At 52.2% G+C, this 19,649-nt stretch carries 18 protein-coding genes, 1 tRNA gene and 1 pseudogene; 18 read left to right on the top strand and 2 right to left on the bottom strand.

The features are described 5' to 3' along the window. Positions 1-68: 68 nt before the first annotated feature. From ACUZ9P_RS11110 to ACUZ9P_RS11065, 10 genes and pseudogenes are all read left to right on the top strand, one after another. Positions 69-1,223 carry a DUF6051 family protein gene (locus ACUZ9P_RS11110; protein WP_449249753.1) on the top strand — a complete coding sequence of 385 codons (1,155 nt, stop codon included), beginning with the start codon at positions 69-71 and terminating at the stop codon, positions 1,221-1,223. A 357-nt stretch (positions 1,224-1,580) separates the two neighbouring features. Next, positions 1,581-1,655, top strand: a pseudogene (locus ACUZ9P_RS11105) (hypothetical protein); the annotation flags it as partial. A gap of 197 nt (positions 1,656-1,852) precedes the next feature. Further along, positions 1,853-2,194, top strand: a complete 342-nt coding sequence (locus ACUZ9P_RS11100) for a hypothetical protein (protein WP_449249752.1) — start codon at positions 1,853-1,855, stop codon at positions 2,192-2,194. Positions 2,195-2,437: 243 nt separating this feature from the next. Next, a complete protein-coding gene (locus tag ACUZ9P_RS11095) occupies positions 2,438-3,259 on the top strand; it encodes an alpha/beta fold hydrolase (protein ID WP_449249751.1) in 822 nt (273 codons plus the stop codon). 1,536 nt (positions 3,260-4,795) lie between these two features. Next, a complete protein-coding gene (locus ACUZ9P_RS11090; RefSeq protein WP_298997284.1) occupies positions 4,796-5,185 on the top strand; it encodes a PRC-barrel domain-containing protein in 390 nt (129 codons plus the stop codon). A 134-nt stretch (positions 5,186-5,319) separates the two neighbouring features. Next, on the top strand, positions 5,320-5,502 hold the full coding sequence (locus ACUZ9P_RS11085; RefSeq protein ID WP_297892223.1) for a CsbD family protein: 183 nt from the start codon (positions 5,320-5,322) through the stop codon (positions 5,500-5,502). Between the two features lie 59 nt (positions 5,503-5,561). Then, positions 5,562-6,131, top strand: a complete 570-nt coding sequence (locus tag ACUZ9P_RS11080; protein WP_297892220.1) for a BON domain-containing protein — start codon at positions 5,562-5,564, stop codon at positions 6,129-6,131. Between the two features lie 165 nt (positions 6,132-6,296). Further along, positions 6,297-7,352, top strand: a complete 1,056-nt coding sequence (locus tag ACUZ9P_RS11075; RefSeq protein WP_449249750.1) for a lipid A deacylase LpxR family protein — start codon at positions 6,297-6,299, stop codon at positions 7,350-7,352. A gap of 68 nt (positions 7,353-7,420) precedes the next feature. Next, the gene (locus ACUZ9P_RS11070; protein WP_449249749.1) at positions 7,421-7,942 is read left to right on the top strand and encodes a hypothetical protein; all 522 of its coding nucleotides are present in this window, start codon (positions 7,421-7,423) and stop codon (positions 7,940-7,942) included. Positions 7,943-7,961: 19 nt separating this feature from the next. After that, entirely contained in the window at positions 7,962-8,204 is a 243-nt protein-coding gene (locus ACUZ9P_RS11065) for a glycine zipper domain-containing protein (protein WP_297892211.1), read from the top strand. Between the two features lie 114 nt (positions 8,205-8,318). Here ACUZ9P_RS11065 and ACUZ9P_RS11060 read toward each other — a convergent pair whose 3' ends face one another. Continuing rightward, entirely contained in the window at positions 8,319-9,050 is a 732-nt protein-coding gene (locus ACUZ9P_RS11060) for a Crp/Fnr family transcriptional regulator (protein ID WP_297892209.1), read from the bottom strand. A gap of 126 nt (positions 9,051-9,176) precedes the next feature. Here ACUZ9P_RS11060 and ACUZ9P_RS11055 point away from each other — a divergent pair, with 126 nt between their 5' ends. Then, complete coding sequence (locus tag ACUZ9P_RS11055) at positions 9,177-9,371, top strand: lmo0937 family membrane protein (protein ID WP_367274818.1); 195 nt, start codon at positions 9,177-9,179, stop codon at positions 9,369-9,371. 433 nt (positions 9,372-9,804) lie between these two features. Continuing rightward, complete coding sequence (locus ACUZ9P_RS11050) at positions 9,805-10,005, top strand: DUF4172 domain-containing protein (RefSeq protein WP_297892204.1); 201 nt, start codon at positions 9,805-9,807, stop codon at positions 10,003-10,005. 410 nt (positions 10,006-10,415) lie between these two features. On the opposite strand, the gene ACUZ9P_RS11045 is transcribed toward ACUZ9P_RS11050, so the two are convergent. Beyond that, positions 10,416-10,492, bottom strand: a tRNA-Glu gene (locus tag ACUZ9P_RS11045). Positions 10,493-10,809: 317 nt separating this feature from the next. Between ACUZ9P_RS11045 and ACUZ9P_RS11040 the strand changes: the two genes are divergently transcribed. The 6 genes from ACUZ9P_RS11040 to ACUZ9P_RS11015 all read left to right on the top strand — a co-directional run bounded on the left by ACUZ9P_RS11040 (position 10,810) and on the right by ACUZ9P_RS11015 (position 19,202). Beyond that, entirely contained in the window at positions 10,810-12,417 is a 1,608-nt protein-coding gene (locus ACUZ9P_RS11040) for a sigma-54 interaction domain-containing protein (protein WP_298997265.1), read from the top strand. Between the two features lie 542 nt (positions 12,418-12,959). Beyond that, positions 12,960-14,168 (top strand): ammonium transporter, encoded by a 1,209-nt coding sequence (locus ACUZ9P_RS11035; RefSeq protein WP_449249748.1) that lies wholly within the window; start codon positions 12,960-12,962, stop codon positions 14,166-14,168. A 29-nt stretch (positions 14,169-14,197) separates the two neighbouring features. Then, positions 14,198-14,536 carry a P-II family nitrogen regulator gene (locus tag ACUZ9P_RS11030; RefSeq protein ID WP_022658689.1) on the top strand — a complete coding sequence of 113 codons (339 nt, stop codon included), beginning with the start codon at positions 14,198-14,200 and terminating at the stop codon, positions 14,534-14,536. A 48-nt stretch (positions 14,537-14,584) separates the two neighbouring features. Beyond that, complete coding sequence (locus tag ACUZ9P_RS11025) at positions 14,585-16,777, top strand: glutamine synthetase III family protein (protein WP_449249747.1); 2,193 nt, start codon at positions 14,585-14,587, stop codon at positions 16,775-16,777. 326 nt (positions 16,778-17,103) lie between these two features. Next, positions 17,104-17,961, top strand: a complete 858-nt coding sequence (gene dapF / locus ACUZ9P_RS11020) for a diaminopimelate epimerase (protein ID WP_298997257.1) — start codon at positions 17,104-17,106, stop codon at positions 17,959-17,961. Positions 17,962-17,975: 14 nt separating this feature from the next. After that, positions 17,976-19,202, top strand: a complete 1,227-nt coding sequence (locus ACUZ9P_RS11015; protein WP_449249746.1) for an LL-diaminopimelate aminotransferase — start codon at positions 17,976-17,978, stop codon at positions 19,200-19,202. Positions 19,203-19,649: the final 447 nt, after the last annotated feature.

Below are 19,649 nucleotides of genomic sequence, written 5' to 3'. Positions count from 1 at the left end.
CCTGGGTGGCAGTAGTCAATATATGTTTATAATATCATTTAAATTACATTTCTATCGAACGGAGTTGAATGGTTACATCTATGCTTTATTCAAAACTTGTCACACTTTTTTCTGGCGGAATCAGCTTTTCAGAGGACGAAGTACCTTTTGGGGATAACTTTGTCGTCAAAAATTTCAGCTTTCACTCACCTGCTCGGCAGAAGGTCGGCCCGGCAGATTCCCAGACCCCTGCCAGCGCCACGGGATCAGAAGTTGATGAAGAAATTCAGGAGAATAATAATTTCAGATATCATGTGATGATGCCGGCCCGTATGGAAAAAGCCCGCAACGTTGTCATCATGCTTCATGGCCTGAATGAACGATACTGGACCAAATATCTACCGTGGGCCGCATCAGTAGTTGAAGCGACTGGTCACGCCGTTGTTCTTTTTCCCCTCGCATTTCATATGAACCGTGCCCCGGCCCGGTGGGCAGATCCGCAACGCATGGCGCACCTGAGCCGCGAGCGGAAGCGTACCCTGCCAACGCTCACCAGTTCCAGCTTTGTCAATGCGGCCATCAGCGCACGGCTTTGCGAGCAGCCTGAGCGCTTTATCCAGTCTGGTCTTGAAAGTTACTATGATCTCATCAAGCTTGTGGAGACAATAAAGACTGATCTTCACCCTGCTATCGATAAAACTGCCACAATTGACTTTTTCACCTACTCCGTTGGAACCCTTCTCGGTGATCTTCTTATGATGGCAAACAGGTCGGACTATTTTTCAGCATCGCGGCATGTTTCATTTTGTGGCGGGCCTGTTGTCAGCGGCCTGCACCCGGAATCAAAATTTATTCTCGACAGCGAAGCTGTGGGCAAACTCCGGGAGTGCCTGCTCTCAAAAGAAAGACTTGAAGTTTTGCTCTCTGACAACACCGAGTTTGAAAAGGCCTTTCGCTGTATGCTGGACTATGGGACAGGCAGCAGAGAACGTGAGGCACACCTGCGGGACATGGGATCACGGCGCTACGTGATCGCCTTGGCTGATGACCATGTCGTTATGGTTAATGAAATTCGCAATACTTTTTGCGAAAAAGAAAAGAATGGAATTCATGTTGAAATAATGCAGTATACTTACAAATACAGACATGAAGACCCATTTCCTGTGCTTACAAAAATGTACAGTAATATTGATAGGCAGTTTCAGCGCACATTTGACAGAATTTGCAATTTTTTGAAAAGATAGAGGATTTTTTTAAGACAAGTGATGACACTTTTTGTCAAATCAAACGGGCGCGCCCGGAGTTGTTGCCGCTAAACCGGGCACGCCGAGTTTTGCAATTGCCGGATACTCTCACGATGCAAGAGTCACCACAGGGCCTTAGGGCCCATTTTTATTGTGGCCTTCAACCAGCCCAAAACAGCGCCACCAAAATTTACGCCTCTGGCCGATCATTGCGAAAAACATAGTCCCATATCATTGCAGTCCGGCTAAGGAGTAATAAAAAAGTCCGAAATATCGGTGACGTGTGGTAAAAAATAGCAACAACATCCTGCCACACAAGAATATTTTGGACTTGAGTCACCATAATACGCTTTTCTCCTGACGCCACCGCTGATTCCCAGACATATTTTTCAGAAGCTCGAACGCCGGCACAAAACAGGACGTTCATCGCGCAAATTAGGCTTCAAGGAACAGTTCATCGCCATGGCTTTTACCCAGCTTGCGCGGGCGCTCCATGCGCGACGGCCTGCGTTGTCTGAGCGCGGCAGGGAGACGCCTGTATCACTGGGCCTGAAAACCGTGGCCCGCTCCACCGTTGCTGACGCCAACAACTCCAGGCCTGTGGTTTTTCCCAGGCCCTGTTCGTCGAAATGCGCGGCCAGTGTGCGGCAAAAGCCCCGAAACACAAGTTCCGCTTCAAATCCAAGCTGTTCAGCCTGGACGCCACCACCATCAAGCTTTGCCTGTCGCTTTTCCCTGGGCCTCGTTCCGCCAGAAAAAGGGCGGCATCAAGATGCACACCCTGCCTGACGATCTATCTGCTCCCCCTGCACCAAAAAGTCCTCAGCCGCCTCGAGCTGTCCGGGCAGCAGCTTTTCCAGATCATCCAGCTCAGTCTGCTCGGCACGGCTTCGCTGGATGAACTCCTGAATCCGAGACTACAAAAAATTGAAAATTCTTACAGCATCAGCCTCTTAGGTTTCGCGGCTTAGCCGGGCAACAATGATATGAACTATAAATTCAGAATTTATCTATCTATTGTTATAATGTGTGATGCCGAACAGACTAATAAATCCTTACAATATATAATCTTCACATTGTAATAAATGAATCAGATTGTATAATTATATCACATTAGTTATGTTTATACATAACTATTTGTGAATAATATTTATTAAAATTATATAATATACTGAAATAAAATTTGTATTAACCGATAACCAAGGGATAAAATCATGAATTATGTGACCACAACTGACAACACAAAACTGTATGTCAAAGATTGGGGCACTGGCAGCCCCGTTATCCTGCTGCACGGCTGGCCCCTGTCAGCGGATACGTGGGATGATCACGCCATGGCAATTGCTGGGGCCGGGTACCGTGCTATCACTTATGACCGCAGGGGTTTTGGCCGCTCATCGCAGCCATGGAGCGGATATGATTACGACACACTGTCTGATGATCTGGCCGCAGTCATCAAGCAGACAGGCGCGCAGGATGTGACGCTTGTAGGCTTTTCCATGGGCGGCGGTGAAGTGGCCCGGTACATGTCCCGCCATGGCGGCAGGTCTGTGGTAAAGGCGGCGCTTGTTTCTTCTGTGCTCCCATACCGGCTTAAAACAGAAGACAACCCCGCCGGGACAGAACAGGCTGAGTTTGATCTGATCGCCAGAGCACTGCAAAAGGACCGTTCGGAATTCTTTGCCGACTTTTTCAAGAGCTTTTTTGGAATAGGCATACTTTCCAGCCCGGTCAGCAACGAATTGCTGGAATGGACTCGCGCCATAGCCATGCAAGCCAGCTTGAAGGCAACAATTGAATGCCTGAAGTCCTTTTCCACAACAGACTTCCGGCATGATCTGCCTGCGTTCACAGTGCCGACAATGATCATTCACGGAACAGAAGACAAAATAGTGCCAATAGACGCCTCTGCCCGTATGACCGCAAAAAGTATTCCAGGGGTAAAGCTGATTGAATACAAGGGGGCGCCCCATGGACTTCTTGTAACTGATAAAGAGCAGTTAACCCTTGATTTGCTTAGCTTTATCGAGCATTAAGCGCGTCATGTATTGCGTGTGACCCGGGTGTGGCATGGCAGGACCTCTGCACAGGGCAACGCATGACGGTGACTGAAGCGAAAAGGGAATTGGGTTACAGCCGGGCAGCGCACGCGGCGCAGGCTATGCCCCTGGCAACGAAGAAGGCGGTTTCAAGGTGAGGGGGTGCTTTTTGCTAGCACAGCCTCAGCTTGCAACCGCTTTCTGACGCAAGTAGGGGTAAAATATGCCATGGGTAAACTTTCCCCAGGTGTAGGGGTAATCGCCCCGAAAAAAGTAGCCTTGGATTCAACCGGTCTATCTGCTCCCCGAGCACCAGAAACTCCTCAGCAGCCTCAGGCTATCCGTGCAGCAGCTTTTCCAGATCATCCAACTCAATCTGCTCGGCACGACCTCTTTGGAAGATCTCCTGAATCCGCGACGACGAAAAAATCCATACTCTCTCAGCATGTTGGAGCTAACTGCTTAGCCGAACAGCAATGATCCCATATTGAATGCCCTGGCGAGAATTTCAGACATTCCTTGTCTTGGGGGCTGCGCATCGCAGTAAGCCTGGTGACACTGACGCGCACCCTCCCGCCCTCATCATTCATGCCGCAGCAATCCCGAATCCGACAGAGCACCAACGATGATTTCGTTGCAGTGTGAAAACCTTGCCAGTATGCGCTTTGCAAGCTGGCTGTCGGTTAGTCTTGTCCCAACAGGCTGTTCTGCCACATTATCCTGATACACGCGCATATGGTTAACCGGAGAACGCCCACCAGCAAACAGTGGTCGGTTGGCAACTGCTGGATACGTCAAAAGTCACACGTCTGGCGCTCGCCCAACAGACGGCGCCCAACGGCAGGGGTAAGCACACCTTCAGCCCTGCCATACCCTTCCGCTTGTGAGCATGTGCTGCTGAAAAATCCTAGGCCGGATGTAAAATACAGCGCTTTCATGCCCTGCTCATGCCCAAGCCCGGTCACAAAGATTCCGTTTCCTGTCTACTCCAAAACCGCCCGATCATGGCTGTGCAGAGCCGGGATGATTCTATCGCAAGGATCTGCGAAGTTATCAATCTCGCAAATGCTATCTCAATTTCTAAATCAACGGGCACTATATTAATGAAATAATTGTGCCTATTATGTACATACTTTTGACTTTTATTAATTGTATGAAATAAAATTAAACAATGTGTCATAGCGTACAGACGGTATTTATTTTTTGCATGAAGGTAAGTTCAGCTGGTAAATCTCTTTAAATATGCATCCATATCAGTTTTATAAAAGCCTTATAAATTGTACTTATTATAATAATGATTTCATTATAGCAGTTAGTATAACTGTTTTTATAAAAATTATTAATCAAATTAATTAAAAAAACCAAATTGTTTTTACCGAAGCCCAGTCTTTGCCGTGTCAGTAAACAATAATCCAGCAGCAATATATTTTGCATCAGTATTGCAACGCTCATTGCCTGGAAAACTAGATATTATCTAGAAAATTTCCGCCAATGTGCATGCAGATGCAGTCAAACTATTACCGGGAGAGCAATATGTATTTCTTCAAGAAGATTATGATTTGCGCGCTTGTTGCATCCATCTCACTGGTTGCCGGGGCCTCAATGGCACAAGCCCAGACAGTTGGAGCGACAAAAGAACAGACCATCACCGCTTCAAAGGGGTGGAGCATCACAAAGGATATCATGAAAAAGGATGTATTCACCGAGGACAAGGTAAAGCTGGGCAGCATTGAAGATATTATTGTAACGCCCAGCGAAGGCCTTGCGTATGCAGTTGTGAGTACCGGCGGATTCCTTGGTATGGGCAAGCACGACATTGTTGTTCCGCTCAACCAGTTCAAGGTGATGGATTCGCGCTTTATTTTGCCAGGTGCGACCAAAGAAACAATCAAGGCAATGCCCGAGTTCAATTCTGAAAAGTAAAAGGTGCTGATCGCAACATGCCCGCTGCGGAGAGCATTTGAGTAAAAGGTTGAGGGCATTTTTTGCCAACTGCGCAGAAAATGCCCTCAAACACCAACATAACACTGTATCGCACGTTAACACGGGAAAATACCATGAAAAATAACAAAGTCAGAAACAAGTTTAAAGAAATAAGTGGCCATGCAAAAGAAGTTGTTGGCAAAATAACTGGCGACAAGCAGCTGGAGGTGGAGGGCAATGTGCAGAAGAACGTCAGCAAGATCAATGCTTCGTATAATGACATCAAGGACAGCATAAGAGAATCCCGTGATGATTAACTGTTGCCCATAGCTTACCGCAAAAATGTATAAACTCTAAACAAGGAAATGGCATTGCCATGAAAAATCTATGCGCTGATTTTTTTGTTGCCCTCATCTTCACTCTTGGCCTGGCGCTTGCGATGTCAACAATGCACGATGCGTCCGCAGCAAGCAATGACTCCACTCAAACGGCAGGCGAATACTTTGATGACTCTGTTATTACAACGGCCGTAAAAAGCAAAATATTGGGCGAAAAGGGTCTTTCTTCGCTCAGCATCAATGTGGTGACAAAGGACGGAGTCGTTACTCTTTCTGGCAAAATAGATACCGTAGCGCATTCAGACCTTGCAGTGCGCGTAGCAAAAAAAGTCAATGGCGTTACTGGTGTTGTGAACAATCTGCTTGTTGATGCCGCTGCACACCAGTCAGTTGGTGAGTACGTTGATGATGCTTCAATCACTGCGGCCGTTAAAGCAAACATTCTTAAAGAAAAGGGACTTTCAACGCTGAATATCAGTGTTGAAACAAAGGACAATGTTGTGACCCTTTCGGGAAAAACGGATTCGTCGGAGCACTCCAGGCTAGCCGCCCATATTGCAAAACGTGTGAAGGGAGTCAAGTCCGTTGTAAACAATCTTAAAGAATAATTGTGTAATGTTTTGCCAAAGCAAAACGCAAGCATATTTATAAGCGTCAACACAGTTTCGGAGCAACGTTTTGCATCAGATCATTTTGTAGATGAACGTTGCATCATATGTGAAATTGTAAAGGCAGTTCGTAGTAATTATTATTGTAATAACATAGGAATAACTATGAACTGCCATATTATCCCACTCTTTCTTGTAATTTTTCTTTTGACAAATAGCCTGTGCTTTGCAGTTGAACCAGACAAAGCCGACAACACACAAGCGGAAAAGAGCACTTTTGTACTCTATTATGAGAATGATTCATTTTACCACCACGATGGGTACTATACCAATGCCGTTAAGTTTAGAGTTATATCTAAACCACTAAATACACTTACAAAAAATGGAATTTTCCCGGATACTTTTGACTCGGTAATGGAAAAATTTGAAAAGACACAAAATAAACAAGTTACACAATACAATATTTCAGCAGGGGCAGGACAGTCCATTTATACGCCCGAAGATACCACGATTCGCGATCTTCAAGAAGATGATCGCCCGTACGCTGGGTATCTTTACAGTTTCCTGGCCCTGCACGCCAAGCAGACGCAGATGATGGACACTTTTGAGCTTACAGCGGGCGTGGTGGGACCAAGCGCCCTGGCGGAATATGCGCAAAATGGCGTCCACCGGTTGCGCGGGTTTGAAACCGCCAAGGGCTGGGACAACCAACTGCATGATGAGCCTGCCATGACCATCTCCTGGGGCAGAAACTATCGCCTCAACAAACAAAGTATTTGGTCGGGATTAAGCTGGGATGTTTTGCCTTACCACACACTCACAGCTGGCAACGTGCTGACGCAGGCAACTGCGGGTTCGGAACTACGCCTTGGCTGGAACCTGCCCCCATCCTTCAACACTTCACAAATTCATCCCAGTTCGAGCATTGGTGCGCCAACCCCAGAAGACATGGGGGGACGACAAGCCAAAGATTGGGGTTTTTATATTTTCGCTGGTGCTGAAGGTCGCGCTGTTGCCCACAATATTTTTCTAGACGGCAACACATGGGGTGACAGTCATCGCGTGGCCAAAGAACCCTTTGTGGGGGAAGCAAGCTTTGGAGCAGCCGTAACCATAAACAGCCTGCAAATTGCCTACAGACATGTTTACCTGACTGAAGAATTCAAAAAGCAGAAGGTGGCACAAAACTTTGGTTCCATTACTCTTGTTTTACCTTTTTAGTGCGTCAAATGTGGTATGAATTGATATTCGCCAACATGGCAATGGTCGATATGAATAAGGAGAGCATGATGCATGATATCAATAAGGAAATTACAATGGTCAAAATGACGTACTGGTTTATGTTTTGTGTGGCAGCAATGGTCGTCATAATGGTTATATGGGCCTTTCCTGGCAATGCACATGCAGCGAACACTGAAAAACAGGGCAGTGCGCCTGTTATTACCTTGAAGATGTGGGATTCTTCATCAGAGCTTGAGCAATACGCTTTTCTTGCAGGCATCGTGAGCGTGTTTGAGCTCGAAAAGGAATGGCAGGGTCAAAAAGGCATTCTGCCGTTGCGGCAGAGCATGATCGGCAGCTGGTGCACCGGGCTGGACGGTATGAGCCTCAAACAGCTTCGCAGTGCCGTTAACAGCTACAGCATGAATAATCCCAGCAAGCAGGACAGGCTTGTTCTTGATGTGTTGTGGAGCGAGTTGGTGCAGCCCAAGCTTAAAGCTTCAATGCCTGGTTCTGGAAGTGACACTTCCACGAGGCTTGAGCAAACCATGGGAAGCCACAAGAAACAAAAAACTCAGCCTGCATATTAATTAGCTATGGAGAATCATGATGAAACAACTACTTGCCCCAACCATTGCAATTTTTCTTCTGTTTGCTGGTCCCGTGGCGTGCACAAATATGAGTAAAACCCAACAAGGCGGCCTGTCGGGCGCAGCACTGGGCGCTGGCGCAGGAGCTGGCATAGGCGCGCTGACGGGAGGAAACTGGGCTGTCGGAGCCGCGGTTGGCGGAGCCCTGGGTGGCTTGGCAGGGGGACTATACGGTAATTCGCAGGACAACAAAAACCGTTAAGCACACCCCTTGGACACATAAGCAGTTTGGCAGGCAGGTTATGAAGGGCCTGTCAAACCGCTTGTGGTGGAGGGGAGATATATGTTGCTTTGCACTCAGCAGTTTCTGATTCTTCTAGGTTTTACCAGGGGCTTTTGGTGGAAAAGGCAATAGGCGGTCGGTTTCTGCTTTGACAACCGCGTAGCATTCACAACACAGCTCTTCAAGCTTTGGGCGGTCCAGCACTGTAATCTGCCCCCGGCGGTATTCAATGACCCCCAGTCGCTGCAACTTGCCTGCGGCTTCGGTAACTCCCTCGCGGCGAACCCCCAGCATGTTGGCGATCAGCTCCTGCGTCATGCTCAACTGATTGCTCGGCAGGCGATCAAGTGAGAGCAAAAGCCAACGGCAGAGCTGCTGATCTATGGAATGATGCCGGTTGCATACGGCTGTCTGCGCCATCTGCGTAATTAATGCCTGAACATAACGCAGCATCAGTTGTAGCATTTCAACGTGACAGCTAACAGCATCTTTAAAATGCTTGTCGCTCAGGCGATATGCCTGGCCAGCACTTTGTACCAAAGCTCTGCTGGAGGTACTTTCCCCTCCCATGAACAGTGAGATGCCAATGACGCCTTCATTGCCAACTACGGAAATTTCCGCTGAAGCGCCGTTTTCCATCACATATAATAGCGAGATAATGCAGTCTATTGGAAAATAGACATGGCGCATGACATCGCCGGATTCGTATAAAACTTTGCCAAGCGGCATTGACACCAACTCCAGCTGAGGGAGCAACATGTCATAAATATGGGTGGGTAATACTGCAAGAAGGCGGTTTTGGTCTGGGGCAGGATCTTTAAGCATCTTGGTATCCTCAAAAGTTATGATAAAATATTATATATTTCATATTTTGTTCGAGCAATCGTTTTAAAGGTACAATAATAAGTTGGTAATGTATGTGCTCTACCGCACACGCGTATCTGGTTTGTAATGACGATTCTGCCCATGAAGCAATTAACATCAAACGCAGAGGTGCATATGCTTGAAATGATTGCTGTTGTCCTTGTCATATTGTGGTTGTTGGGAATAATTACATCCTATTCATTGGGTGGCTTTATCCACATACTTTTGGTCATTGCGGTTGTCGTTATCGTAATCAGATTTTTGCAGGGCCGACGGCTCTAGAAGTGGTTTCACTTCTTCCCGCTAGATACAGGTCAGATTTTTCTCACGGAATTTTTTCTGTGTCCGCCAGCCAATGAACTGTTGCCCACAGCTCTGAGAGTAATGCTTATCCTAAGAGGATGCAGTGCTCCCTTGGCCGACCTTTAACGGACAGATGGCATGGCGGACGCATTATCAAAGTCGTCATGCATTTTGATGCCCCCGCAACAAAAATGCGGCGCTTACGGCATATATTCACCGCAATTTTTGCGGTGAATATATGCCGAAGAAATGCGGTGGTTCTGCGCTATATTCACGAAAGGCGGCCGGACTGACCATCATTCCAGTGGGCCATTGCAAAGCTGGCGGAACAGCTTGCCGCCATGCGCCACAAGCAGGGTCTGCTCCAAAGGCGGATGCAAGCCCTTGGCTTCTCCTCGCGCTTGAGGCTGGCTTGGAGATTTTGCCCCCGGATGCGGTGAAGTCGAGCGTAATTGAAGGGGAATCTCTTGACGTGGCTCCGGTGCGCTCTTCACTGGCTCGAAGGCTTGGAATTGACATCGGCGGGCCTGATGCCCTGAGCAGAAACGCGGAAGCCGTTGTTGAAATGATGCTGGGCGCAAACGCCAGCGAGCTATCATCAACCGCCTGTTAACCAGATTCAAGGGAAAACTGACCAGCGGCAAATACGCCAAACTCGCAAAATGTTCACCTGATTCCGCCTTGCGGGATATTCGGGAATTGATCGGATAAGACATTTTGCGGCAAGGCGAGAGCGGCGGACGCAGCACGAGTTATACATTGGTGGAGAAAGCTGCCAATCAATAATAAGATTAGATAACAGCATGCTATAAGAATTTAAACACCAAAAAGGGATTTCATATATCAAAAGGACACGTACAGCTTTTGCTGCCCGTTTTAAATATTTTTTCTCCAATTGCGCATCGCTGTGCGTCAGCGTGGAACCATTATAGTGGCTTGCCCCCGCCATTGGTGTAGAGCCGCAAATCCTTCCCAACAACGAAAAAGCTCCTACGATTTCTCGTAAGAGCTTGCTTTCTTAATTGGCGTCCCCAAGGGGATTTGAACCCCTGTCGACGGCGTGAAAGGCCGTTGTCCTGGGCCGGCTAGACGATGGGGACGCGCTGTGAAGGGTGTATCTACGGCAATAGGGGGCAGGTGTCAAGCGACTTTTTAAAATTGGCATAAAATTCAGCGGTCAGGAGCTTCGCGATGGTCAGATCAAGAGCTGGGGTTTCCTAATCCTGTCGAGCCGCTAAATCAGTTAGGCCGCTATCCCCTTCCCCCGCAAAGTCCGTTCTCCCACTACCCACTGCAACCTAATCTGGCCCAGCCCCCAACCCGCGCAAGTGCCCTCCCCCCCCTGGCAGCCCTTTCTTGCGGCTAGTAACCCCCTGACGGATTGCATGTTTGCCCCGGCCTGAGGTATAAGCACGGCATGCAAAAATCCAGCAATACATCTCCCCGTCCCGGCACCGTGTCGCGCTCTCCCGCCAACGCAGACAGCCACCGCGAAGAGCAGCTGCGCCTTTTGTTGGATCTTTCCAATGTGGTCAACTCCGCCACGGATGTGGGGGTTGCCCTGAACAAGGCGCTCCAGCTCATGGCAGAGCATCTGCACATGATGCGCGGCGCGATCACGCTTATTTCGCCCAACAGCGGCGAAATCCGCATCGAGGCTGCCTACGGCCTCAAACCCGCCGAGGCCCGCCGGGGCCGCTACGTGCGCGGCGAGGGCATCACCGGGCGCGTGATCGAAACCGGGCGCTCCATGTACATATCTAATGTATCTGAAGAGCCCCTTTTTCTGAACCGCACCCGCTCTCGTGATCTGGGCAAGGAGGGCATTTCCTTCATCTGCGTGCCTATCTGCCTTAACGACCAGGTTGTGGGCGCGCTGTCGGTTGACCATCTGCTCGTGGACGATGCCACGCTTGAAGACGAAATGCGCCTGCTCACCATTATATCAACCCTGCTTGGGCATGCCGCCCTCGAATCGCAGGGGCGCATGGATGAAGAAGCTTCCTCGCCCCTGAGGCCGCGCGGCTTTGTGGGCAATTCAGAAGTGATGCAAAAGGTCTACGCGCAGATTGCTCAGGTTGCCCCGTCCGGCACCACAGTTTTTCTACAGGGCGAATCCGGCACGGGCAAAGAACTTGCTGCGCGCTCCATCCATTCGGGCAGCACACGCGCCAACAAGCCCTTTATTTCGCTCAACTGCGCCGCACTGCCAGAAAACCTCATTGAAAGCGAACTGTTCGGCCATGAACGCGGAGCCTTTACCGGCGCAAACGCCACACGCAAGGGGCGCTTTGAGCTTGCCAACGGCGGCACGCTGTTTTTGGACGAAGTGGGCGAGCTTTCGCTCATGACCCAGGCAAAATTGCTGCGCGTGCTGCAGGAAAGGGCCTTTGAGCGCCTTGGCGGCATGGAAACGCATTATGTTGATGTGCGCTTTATCACCGCCACCAACCGCGATCTGGAAAAAATGGTTGAGGAAGAAACCTTCCGCCGCGATCTGTTCTACCGCCTCAACGTCTTCCCCATTTTCCTGCCGCCCCTGAGTTTCCGGCCAGAGGACATTCTGCCGCTGGCAAACCACTTTATCAAAAAATACGCACTGGCCAACGGGCGCAATAATGTGCGCCTCTCCCTTTCTGTTATGGATATGCTGCAACGCTATACCTGGCCGGGCAATATCCGCGAACTTGAAAACGTCATGGAGCGCGCCGTGCTGCTGCTGGGCCGCGAAGGCCTTGTTCTGCCCCAGCACTTGCCCCCTGCCCTGCACGGCAGCCGCGCCGCCGCCAGTTCCGGCCTCACGCCCGGGCTGATCCGGCAGGGGCTTTCCGGCAGTTTGCAGGAACAGCTGGACGAACTGGAACGCGCATCAATCACCGAAGCGCTTGAGTTCAGCCAGGGCCAGATGGGCAAGGCCGCAGCAAGCCTTGGATTGACGGAAAGGATCATGGCTCTGCGCATGAAAAAGTACGGCATAACCTACAAGGCTTTTCGCCCCGTGTACCGTAAGGACGAAACCGAGTAGATATACAGTTTCTACAAAACGGTATTTTGAAAAAAGGCCAGAATTTGCTCCAAATACGAATTTTTTATAATAAATTCTAGTATGTTATTTAATAATTCTTCGCTCATTACAAAGATGTACCAATAATTTCTACATTTTTGAAATTTTTTGATTTTTTCATATAAAATACTTAAATAACACAACTATTAAAGAAGCTCCCCATGCGCCAAGAAACAGCGCTCCGGGGGGCCTCTTTTTTTCTACATCAACGTAGAAATATTCCACAGACGCCAACCCCCTGCAATTCTTCCTGTCTGCCCTTAAAAATAAAAATATACATAAAATCAGCTTGTTACATCTTTTTCCCCCACAGTGAAACACATTTGGCACACTTCATGCGTAAGCAGGGTATTGCTGCGGCATCGTGTCGCAGTGTGGGCATGGCGCCAGCCCACGAGGATGAGGTTCTATTAAACGCGGAACGGAACGACGGAAACCAGCCTGCCGCACTGTGCGGTACCCTGCCTCCCTCGCCGGTCCGAACTACGCTGAAGGATGCCCGTATGAACGCCTCGGATACTGCATTTATTCTGATCTGCGCCTCCATGGTCATGCTGATGACCCCGGCGCTGGCCCTCTTCTACGGTGGCCTGGTTCGCTCCCGCAATATCCTTTCTACCCACATGCACAGCTACGGCGCGCTGGCTCTCATCTCTGTATTATGGGCCGTTGTGGGTTACACTCTGGCCTTTGGCGAAGATGTGGGCGGCATAATCGGCGATCTTTCCTACCTCTTCCTCAAAGGTGTGGGCGGCGAGTCGGCTCCTGCCGCCACCCAGCTGCCCCACACGGTTTTCATGGGGTATCAGTGCATGTTTGCTGCTCTTACCGTGGCCCTTATTTCCGGTGCCTACGCTGAGCGCATCCGCTTCTCTGCCATGCTTGTTTTCTCCGGCTTGTGGTTGCTCTTCGTCTACTCGCCCATGGCCCACTGGGTCTGGGGCGGCGGCTGGATGAGCAAGATGGGCGCTCTGGACTTTGCTGGCGGCGCAGTTGTGCACATGTCTTCCGGCGCGGCGGCTCTTGCCTGTGCCCAGGCCCTTGGACCGCGGCTTTCCACTGGCAGCTCGCATGCAACGCCTAACAACCTGCCCCTTACCCTGCTTGGCGGCGGCCTGCTCTGGTTCGGCTGGTTCGGCTTCAATGCTGGCAGCGCCCTGGCTTCCGGTCCCCTTGCTGGTCAGGCCCTTGTAACCACCCACATGGCTTCTGCCTGCGGTATTCTTGGCTGGATGCTCGTTGAATGGATTCGTACCGGCAAGCCCACAAGCCTTGGCGCTATCTCCGGCGCACTGGCGGGCCTTGTGGCCATCACCCCCGGCGCGGGCTTTGTGGAAGTGCTGCCCGCCATGCTGATCGGTTTTGTTGGCGGCATCATCTGCTACGGCGGCGTGCTCCTGAAGAATAAGTTCGGTTACGACGACGCCCTTGACGTGGTCGGCATTCATGGCGTTGGCGGCACCTGGGGTGCGCTTGCCACCGGCCTGTTCGCCTGCGCGGCCATTAACAACTCAGACGGTCTGTTCTACGGTAATCCTGAACAGGCCTGGATCCAGATCGTGTCCATTGTGGCTACCTGGGGTTATTGCTACATAGTTTCCCGGATAATCCTCTATGTGGTTGACGCGGTTGTCGGCCTGCGAGTTACGCCTGAAGAGGAATTCACCGGTCTCGATTTGAGCGAGCACAACGAACGCGGCTACTCCCTGTAGTCCAACGGGAAACAGCAAAGGAACGACCTATGAAAAAGCTTGAAATCATCATCCGGCCCAGCATGTTTGACAAGGTTAAGGACGCGCTTACCGACATGGGCATCCACGGCTTGAACTACGTTGAAATCAAGGGCTTTGGTCGCCAGCGTGGGCACACTGAAGTGTATCGCGGCACCACCATGCAGGTGGACTGCCTGCCCAAGATCAAGGTCGAGGTCGTGCTGCACGACGACATGCTGGAAACTGTTCTGAATGCTGTGGTGTCCATCTCCCGCACAGGACAGGTTGGCGACGGAAAGATTTTCATCAGTGATGTGATGGATGCCATCCGCATCCGCACTGGTGAGCGCGGCGATGAGGCCCTTTAATCGGGCTGTGCCTGATACTAGCAACAACTTGAGAAAGGAGACGAGGGTATGAGTTCCCCCCGCAAAAAAGCTTTGTTCAAAGCAGTGAACACTGCACCGGTCATCCCCACCAGCGCTGATGAAATAGGCCGCAGCGCGGAAGACATCTTTGGCCGCTACGTGTTTGGTCTAGCCACCATGCGCAAGCGCCTTCCCAAGGATGTGTTCAAGAAGCTGGCCAAGACCATCCGCGATGGTGAACGCCTGAATCCCGAAATCGCTGATGTTGTCGCCAATGCCATGAAGGACTGGGCCATCGAAAACGGCGCCACGCACTACACGCACTGGTTCCATCCCATGACCGGCCTCACTGCCGAAAAGCATGACGCCTTTCTGTCGCCCACCATTGATGGTCAGGTTATCAGCGAATTCTCTGGCAAGATGCTGATCAGCGGTGAGCCGGACGCCTCCTCCTTCCCTTCCGGCGGCATCCGCTCCACGTTTGAAGCCCGCGGCTATACCGCGTGGGATCCCTCCGTGCCGGTGTTCATCATCCCCGCTCCTTACGGGGCCACCCTGCACATTCCGACGTACTTTTACTCATACTCGGGCGAAGCTCTTGACCGCAAGATCCCGCTCATTCGCTCCATATCGGCCCTGTCGCGTCAGGCCATGCGTATTCTCAAGCTCTTCGGCAACACCACGGCCAGCTATGTGCGCGCCAACGTTGGCCCCGAGCAGGAATACTTCCTGGTGGACAAAAATCTGGCCGCCCTGCGACCTGACCTTCTGCTTGCTGGCCGCACCCTGATTGGTGCGACTTCGCCCAAGGGTCAGGAAATGGAAGACCACTACTTCGGCTCCATTCCTCCCCGCGTGATGAGCTTCATGCAGGATCTGGAAAACGAGCTGCGTTCGCTGGGCATTCCGGCCAAGACCCGCCACAACGAAGTGGCCCCCGGTCAGTTTGAAATCGCCCCGGTATACGAAGAAGCCAACATCGCCTGCGACCACAACATGCTCTGCATGAACATGATGCGTCACATGGCTGGCAAGCACGGTTTTGTGTGCCTGGTGCACGAAAAGCCCTTTGCGGGCGTGAACGGCAGCGGCAAGCACAACAACTGGTCCATCAGCGATTCTGATGGCTCCAACCTGCTCAACCCCGGCTCCACGCCGGTGGACAACGCCCAGTTCCTGGTCTTCCTGGCCGCCGTGCTGCGCGCCGTGCACATGCACAGCGCGGCCCTGCGCCTCGGCACCGTGGGCGCTGGCAACGACCACCGCCTTGGCGCCAACGAAGCCCCGCCGGCCATCCTGTCCGTCTACCTTGGCGAACAGCTTACCGACGTGCTTGACACCATCATCAACGGCAAGGGTTCCAAGAACAAGAAGAGCGCGGTCATGGAAGTGGGCGTTTCCACCCTGCCTCCGCTGCCCGTGGATCTTTCCGACCGTAACCGCACAAGCCCCTTTGCCTTCACCGGCAACAAGTTTGAATTCCGCGCCGTGGGCTCCTCGCAGTCCGTGGCTCCGGTCAATATCGCCCTGAACGCGGCTGTTGCCAGCGCCCTGGACGACATTGCCACCGAACTTGAAGCTTCGGTTGCTGGCGGCACTGATCTGAACACGGCCCTGCAGTCTCTGCTGCCCCGCCTGTTCAAGGAACACATGCCCATCGTCTTTAACGGCAATGGTTACGCTGAATCCTGGGCTGAAGAAGCCGCCCGCCGCGGCTTGCCCAACTACAACAACACCGTTACCGCTCTTGAGCACTACAGCGATCCCGACGTCATGAACGTCTTCCTGCGTCACGGCATCCTGACCGAGCGTGAAATTCTCTCCCGTCAGGACATCCTGCTGGAAAACTACAGCAAGACCGTGTGCATTGAAGGCAATCTGTTGGCCGACATGATCCGCTCTTCCGTGCTGCCGCCCAGCATGGAAGCCCAGACCAGGGCCGCCGATGCGGTGGTTAAAACCCGTGCCGTGCTTGGCGACAAGGGCGCTGCAAGCGAAGAGGAATACTTTAACGCACTGCGCGGCCACATTGTTGCACTCCAGAAGGGTGTGGCGGTGCTGGAAAAGGCCGTGGAAAAAGCCCAGTGCACCGAAGGCGCGCTGGAACAGGCCAAGGCCGCTCGTGACGGCATCCTGCCCGCCATGACCGAATGCCGCACCCATGCCGACGCTCTTGAGCGCATGGTTGATGACAACCTGTGGGTTCTGCCCAAGTACGCAGAACTGCTCTGGGCTCACTAGGTCGTTAAGAAATAGTTGGGGGCAGGGGGTCTCATCCCGGGGGGGAAGATGGTCCCCTTGCCTCCGGCCCCTGCGGTTCTGCCGCAGGGAGCCACAGGCCTCGCCGTTCGCCGCAACGGACGGCGAAGGCCAGTGGTCATCAAGCGGAGAGTCTGGCGGCTCTCCGCTTTTTTTGCGGCCTTAAACCGCCGCCGCACGTTGGATTCACGGCAGGCGCGCCGCACTGTGTTTACTTTTGCCTTGAATCAGAATAAATACTTATTTGTGATACTGCCAAGATAATTATGGGCAGCCTGTTTCGGCCCCCCGTATGATAAGGAGTATATATGGCTGCAACACTGCGCTTTACAAAAATGCAGGGCATCGGCAACGATTATGTCTATGTGAATGGCTTTGAAGAACGTGTCGAGAACCCCAACGACCTTGCCCGACAGATCAGCGACCGCCATTTCGGTGTCGGGTCTGACGGTCTTGTACTGATTCTGCCTTCCGGCACTTCAGACGTGCGCATGCGCATGTTCAATTCTGATGGTTCCGAGGCTGAAATGTGCGGCAATGCCATCCGCTGCGTGGGCAAATATGTTCACGACCACGGCATTCTTTCCAAGGATGTTATCCGCGTTGAAACCCGCGCCGGGGAAAAAATCGTCCGCCTGCTGTTTGAAGGCGGCGAGGTCTGCGGAGCTACGGTTGATATGGGCGAACCAGTGCTGACCCCGGCCAATATTCCCGTGCTGGTCGAGGGCGACACAAGCGCCCAGCGTTTTGTGGCCCGCCCGGTCGAGGTTGACGGCGCAGGCTACGATATTACCGCTGTTTCCATGGGCAATCCGCATGCGGTTGTGTTCATGAAAGGCATAGACGACCTTGATCTGCCCAAGATCGGCCCCAGTTTTGAGCACCACAGGCTGTTTCCGCAGCGCACCAACACCGAATTTGTGGAAGTGATCTCTTCCACCAAGGTGAGAATGCGCGTGTGGGAACGCGGCGCGGGCGAAACCCTTGCCTGCGGCACCGGCGCATGCGCCGTTGCGGTTGCCTGCGTGCTCAACAACCTTACCGGGCGTGAGCTTGACGTGGAACTCAAAGGCGGCACCCTGCACATCCATTGGGACGAAATTTCCAACCATGTCTACATGACCGGCGGAGCCGTCACCGTCTTCACCGGCATATACCACATCTGATTCAGAGGAATGTGATGACCAGCGTAAACAGCAATTTTCTCAAGCTGCAAAGCAACTATCTTTTTGCGGAAATAGCCCGCAAGGTCGCCTCCTTCAAGGAAGCCAACCCCGAAAAGCGCGTCATCAGCCTGGGCATTGGCGATGTGACCCGTCCCCTTGTTCCTGCCGTTGTTGCGGCGCTGCACAAGGCTGCGGACGATATGGGCGATGCCGCCACGTTTCACGGGTACGGCCCGGAACAGGGCTATGCCTTTTTGCGCGAAATCATCGCGGAACACGACTACAAGGCGCGCGGTGTTGATCTGAGCCCCGACGAAGTGTTCGTGAGCGACGGCGCCAAGTCGGACGTGGGTAATTTTCAGGAGCTTTTTGCCGCTGACAGCATTGTGGCAGTGACTGACCCAGTCTACCCCGTCTATGTGGATTCCAATGCCATGGCGGGCCGTTCCGGCGAATTTGACGGCAAGCAGTGGGACAGGCTCGTGTACCTGCCCTGCCTCAAGGAAAATGACTTTGTGCCGGACTTTCCCAAAACCCGGCCCGACATCATCTATCTGTGCTACCCCAACAACCCCACGGGCACCGTGCTTTCGCGTCAGGCGCTTCAAGGCTGGGTGGATTATGCCCGCCGCGAAGGCTGCGTCATTCTGTATGACTCCGCTTACGAGGCGTATATCACCGACAGTTCTGTTCCCCACAGCATTTACGAGCTTGAGGGCGCGCAGGAAGTGGCCGTGGAATTCCGCAGCTTCTCCAAAACCGCTGGCTTCACCGGCCTGCGTTGCGCCTACACTGTTGTGCCCAAGGCGCTCCAGGTCAGCGATGCCAAGGGCGGCAAGGTTGCGCTCAACGGCCTCTGGAACCGCCGCCAGTGCACCAAGTACAACGGCTGCCCCTACATTGTGCAGCGGGCCGCTGCCGCCACCTACAGCCCGGAAGGCCGGGCGCAGGTCATGGACGTTATCCACGGCTACCAGCGCAATGCAGAAAGCCTGCGCAACGCAGTAACCGGCATGGGCCTTTCAGTCTACGGCGGCGTCAATGCTCCCTACATCTGGGTGAGCGTGCCTGACGGTATGACCTCCTGGGGATTCTTTGACCACGTGCTGAACAACACGGCTCTTGTGTGCACGCCCGGCGCTGGCTTTGGCGCTTCCGGCGAAGGCTATGTGCGCCTGACGGCCTTCGGCTCCCCTGCTGATACGGAAGAAGCCATCAAGCGCCTTGCCTCACTGAGCTAGGTGCATGGCGCGTCAGCGCGCCTCTAGAGCAACGAGACCAAGCATCCGCAGGCCTAACCTCGGTTGCCCCAAAATAGAAGAAACCCCGTTTCTTAGGGGATGTGATGAGCATCCCCTAAGAAACGGGGTTTCGCCATTTCAAATGATAACAGAATACTATGGTTCAGGATTATCTGGAGATGACAGGGAGCATTCCCTTACTGCTGGCCCATATGACAATTTGAATTGATTAACTACGCCATAAAAAGGTATCCCGCCACCCGGGCAAAAATGGCGGAATACCTGACTCCTGAACCCTAAACTGGAATAATCACAGATCAGGAGGTTGCCGACAGACCGCGTGAACCAACGTTCACGCCATCACTACGCTACCAGCCCATGTGGATTCCAGCCTACCGATTCAGCAGTCTATTTCTTACCTTTACGGCAGATTCGTCACATTATATT

It is taken from the genome of Desulfovibrio intestinivivus, assembly GCF_053570665.1.
This window is presented reverse-complemented; position numbering and strand designations above follow the sequence as displayed.

Bases quoted from the DNA above. Each gene is read 5' to 3' on its own strand.
- ACUZ9P_RS11110 (WP_449249753.1), top strand. From the start codon at position 69: ATGGTTACATCTATGCTTTATTCAAAACTTGTCACACTTTTTTCTGGC.
- ACUZ9P_RS11100 (WP_449249752.1), top strand. From the start codon at position 1,853: ATGCGCGGCCAGTGTGCGGCAAAAGCCCCGAAACACAAGTTCCGCTTC.
- ACUZ9P_RS11095 (WP_449249751.1), top strand. From the start codon at position 2,438: ATGAATTATGTGACCACAACTGACAACACAAAACTGTATGTCAAAGAT.
- ACUZ9P_RS11090 (WP_298997284.1), top strand. From the start codon at position 4,796: ATGTATTTCTTCAAGAAGATTATGATTTGCGCGCTTGTTGCATCCATC.
- ACUZ9P_RS11085 (WP_297892223.1), top strand. From the start codon at position 5,320: ATGAAAAATAACAAAGTCAGAAACAAGTTTAAAGAAATAAGTGGCCAT.
- ACUZ9P_RS11080 (WP_297892220.1), top strand. From the start codon at position 5,562: ATGAAAAATCTATGCGCTGATTTTTTTGTTGCCCTCATCTTCACTCTT.
- ACUZ9P_RS11075 (WP_449249750.1), top strand. From the start codon at position 6,297: ATGAACTGCCATATTATCCCACTCTTTCTTGTAATTTTTCTTTTGACA.
- ACUZ9P_RS11070 (WP_449249749.1), top strand. From the start codon at position 7,421: ATGCATGATATCAATAAGGAAATTACAATGGTCAAAATGACGTACTGG.
- ACUZ9P_RS11065 (WP_297892211.1), top strand. From the start codon at position 7,962: ATGAAACAACTACTTGCCCCAACCATTGCAATTTTTCTTCTGTTTGCT.
- ACUZ9P_RS11060 (WP_297892209.1), bottom strand. From the start codon at position 9,050: ATGCTTAAAGATCCTGCCCCAGACCAAAACCGCCTTCTTGCAGTATTA.
- ACUZ9P_RS11055 (WP_367274818.1), top strand. From the start codon at position 9,177: ATGACGATTCTGCCCATGAAGCAATTAACATCAAACGCAGAGGTGCAT.
- ACUZ9P_RS11040 (WP_298997265.1), top strand. From the start codon at position 10,810: ATGCAAAAATCCAGCAATACATCTCCCCGTCCCGGCACCGTGTCGCGC.
- ACUZ9P_RS11035 (WP_449249748.1), top strand. From the start codon at position 12,960: ATGAACGCCTCGGATACTGCATTTATTCTGATCTGCGCCTCCATGGTC.
- ACUZ9P_RS11030 (WP_022658689.1), top strand. From the start codon at position 14,198: ATGAAAAAGCTTGAAATCATCATCCGGCCCAGCATGTTTGACAAGGTT.
- ACUZ9P_RS11025 (WP_449249747.1), top strand. From the start codon at position 14,585: ATGAGTTCCCCCCGCAAAAAAGCTTTGTTCAAAGCAGTGAACACTGCA.
- dapF (WP_298997257.1), top strand. From the start codon at position 17,104: ATGGCTGCAACACTGCGCTTTACAAAAATGCAGGGCATCGGCAACGAT.
- ACUZ9P_RS11015 (WP_449249746.1), top strand. From the start codon at position 17,976: ATGACCAGCGTAAACAGCAATTTTCTCAAGCTGCAAAGCAACTATCTT.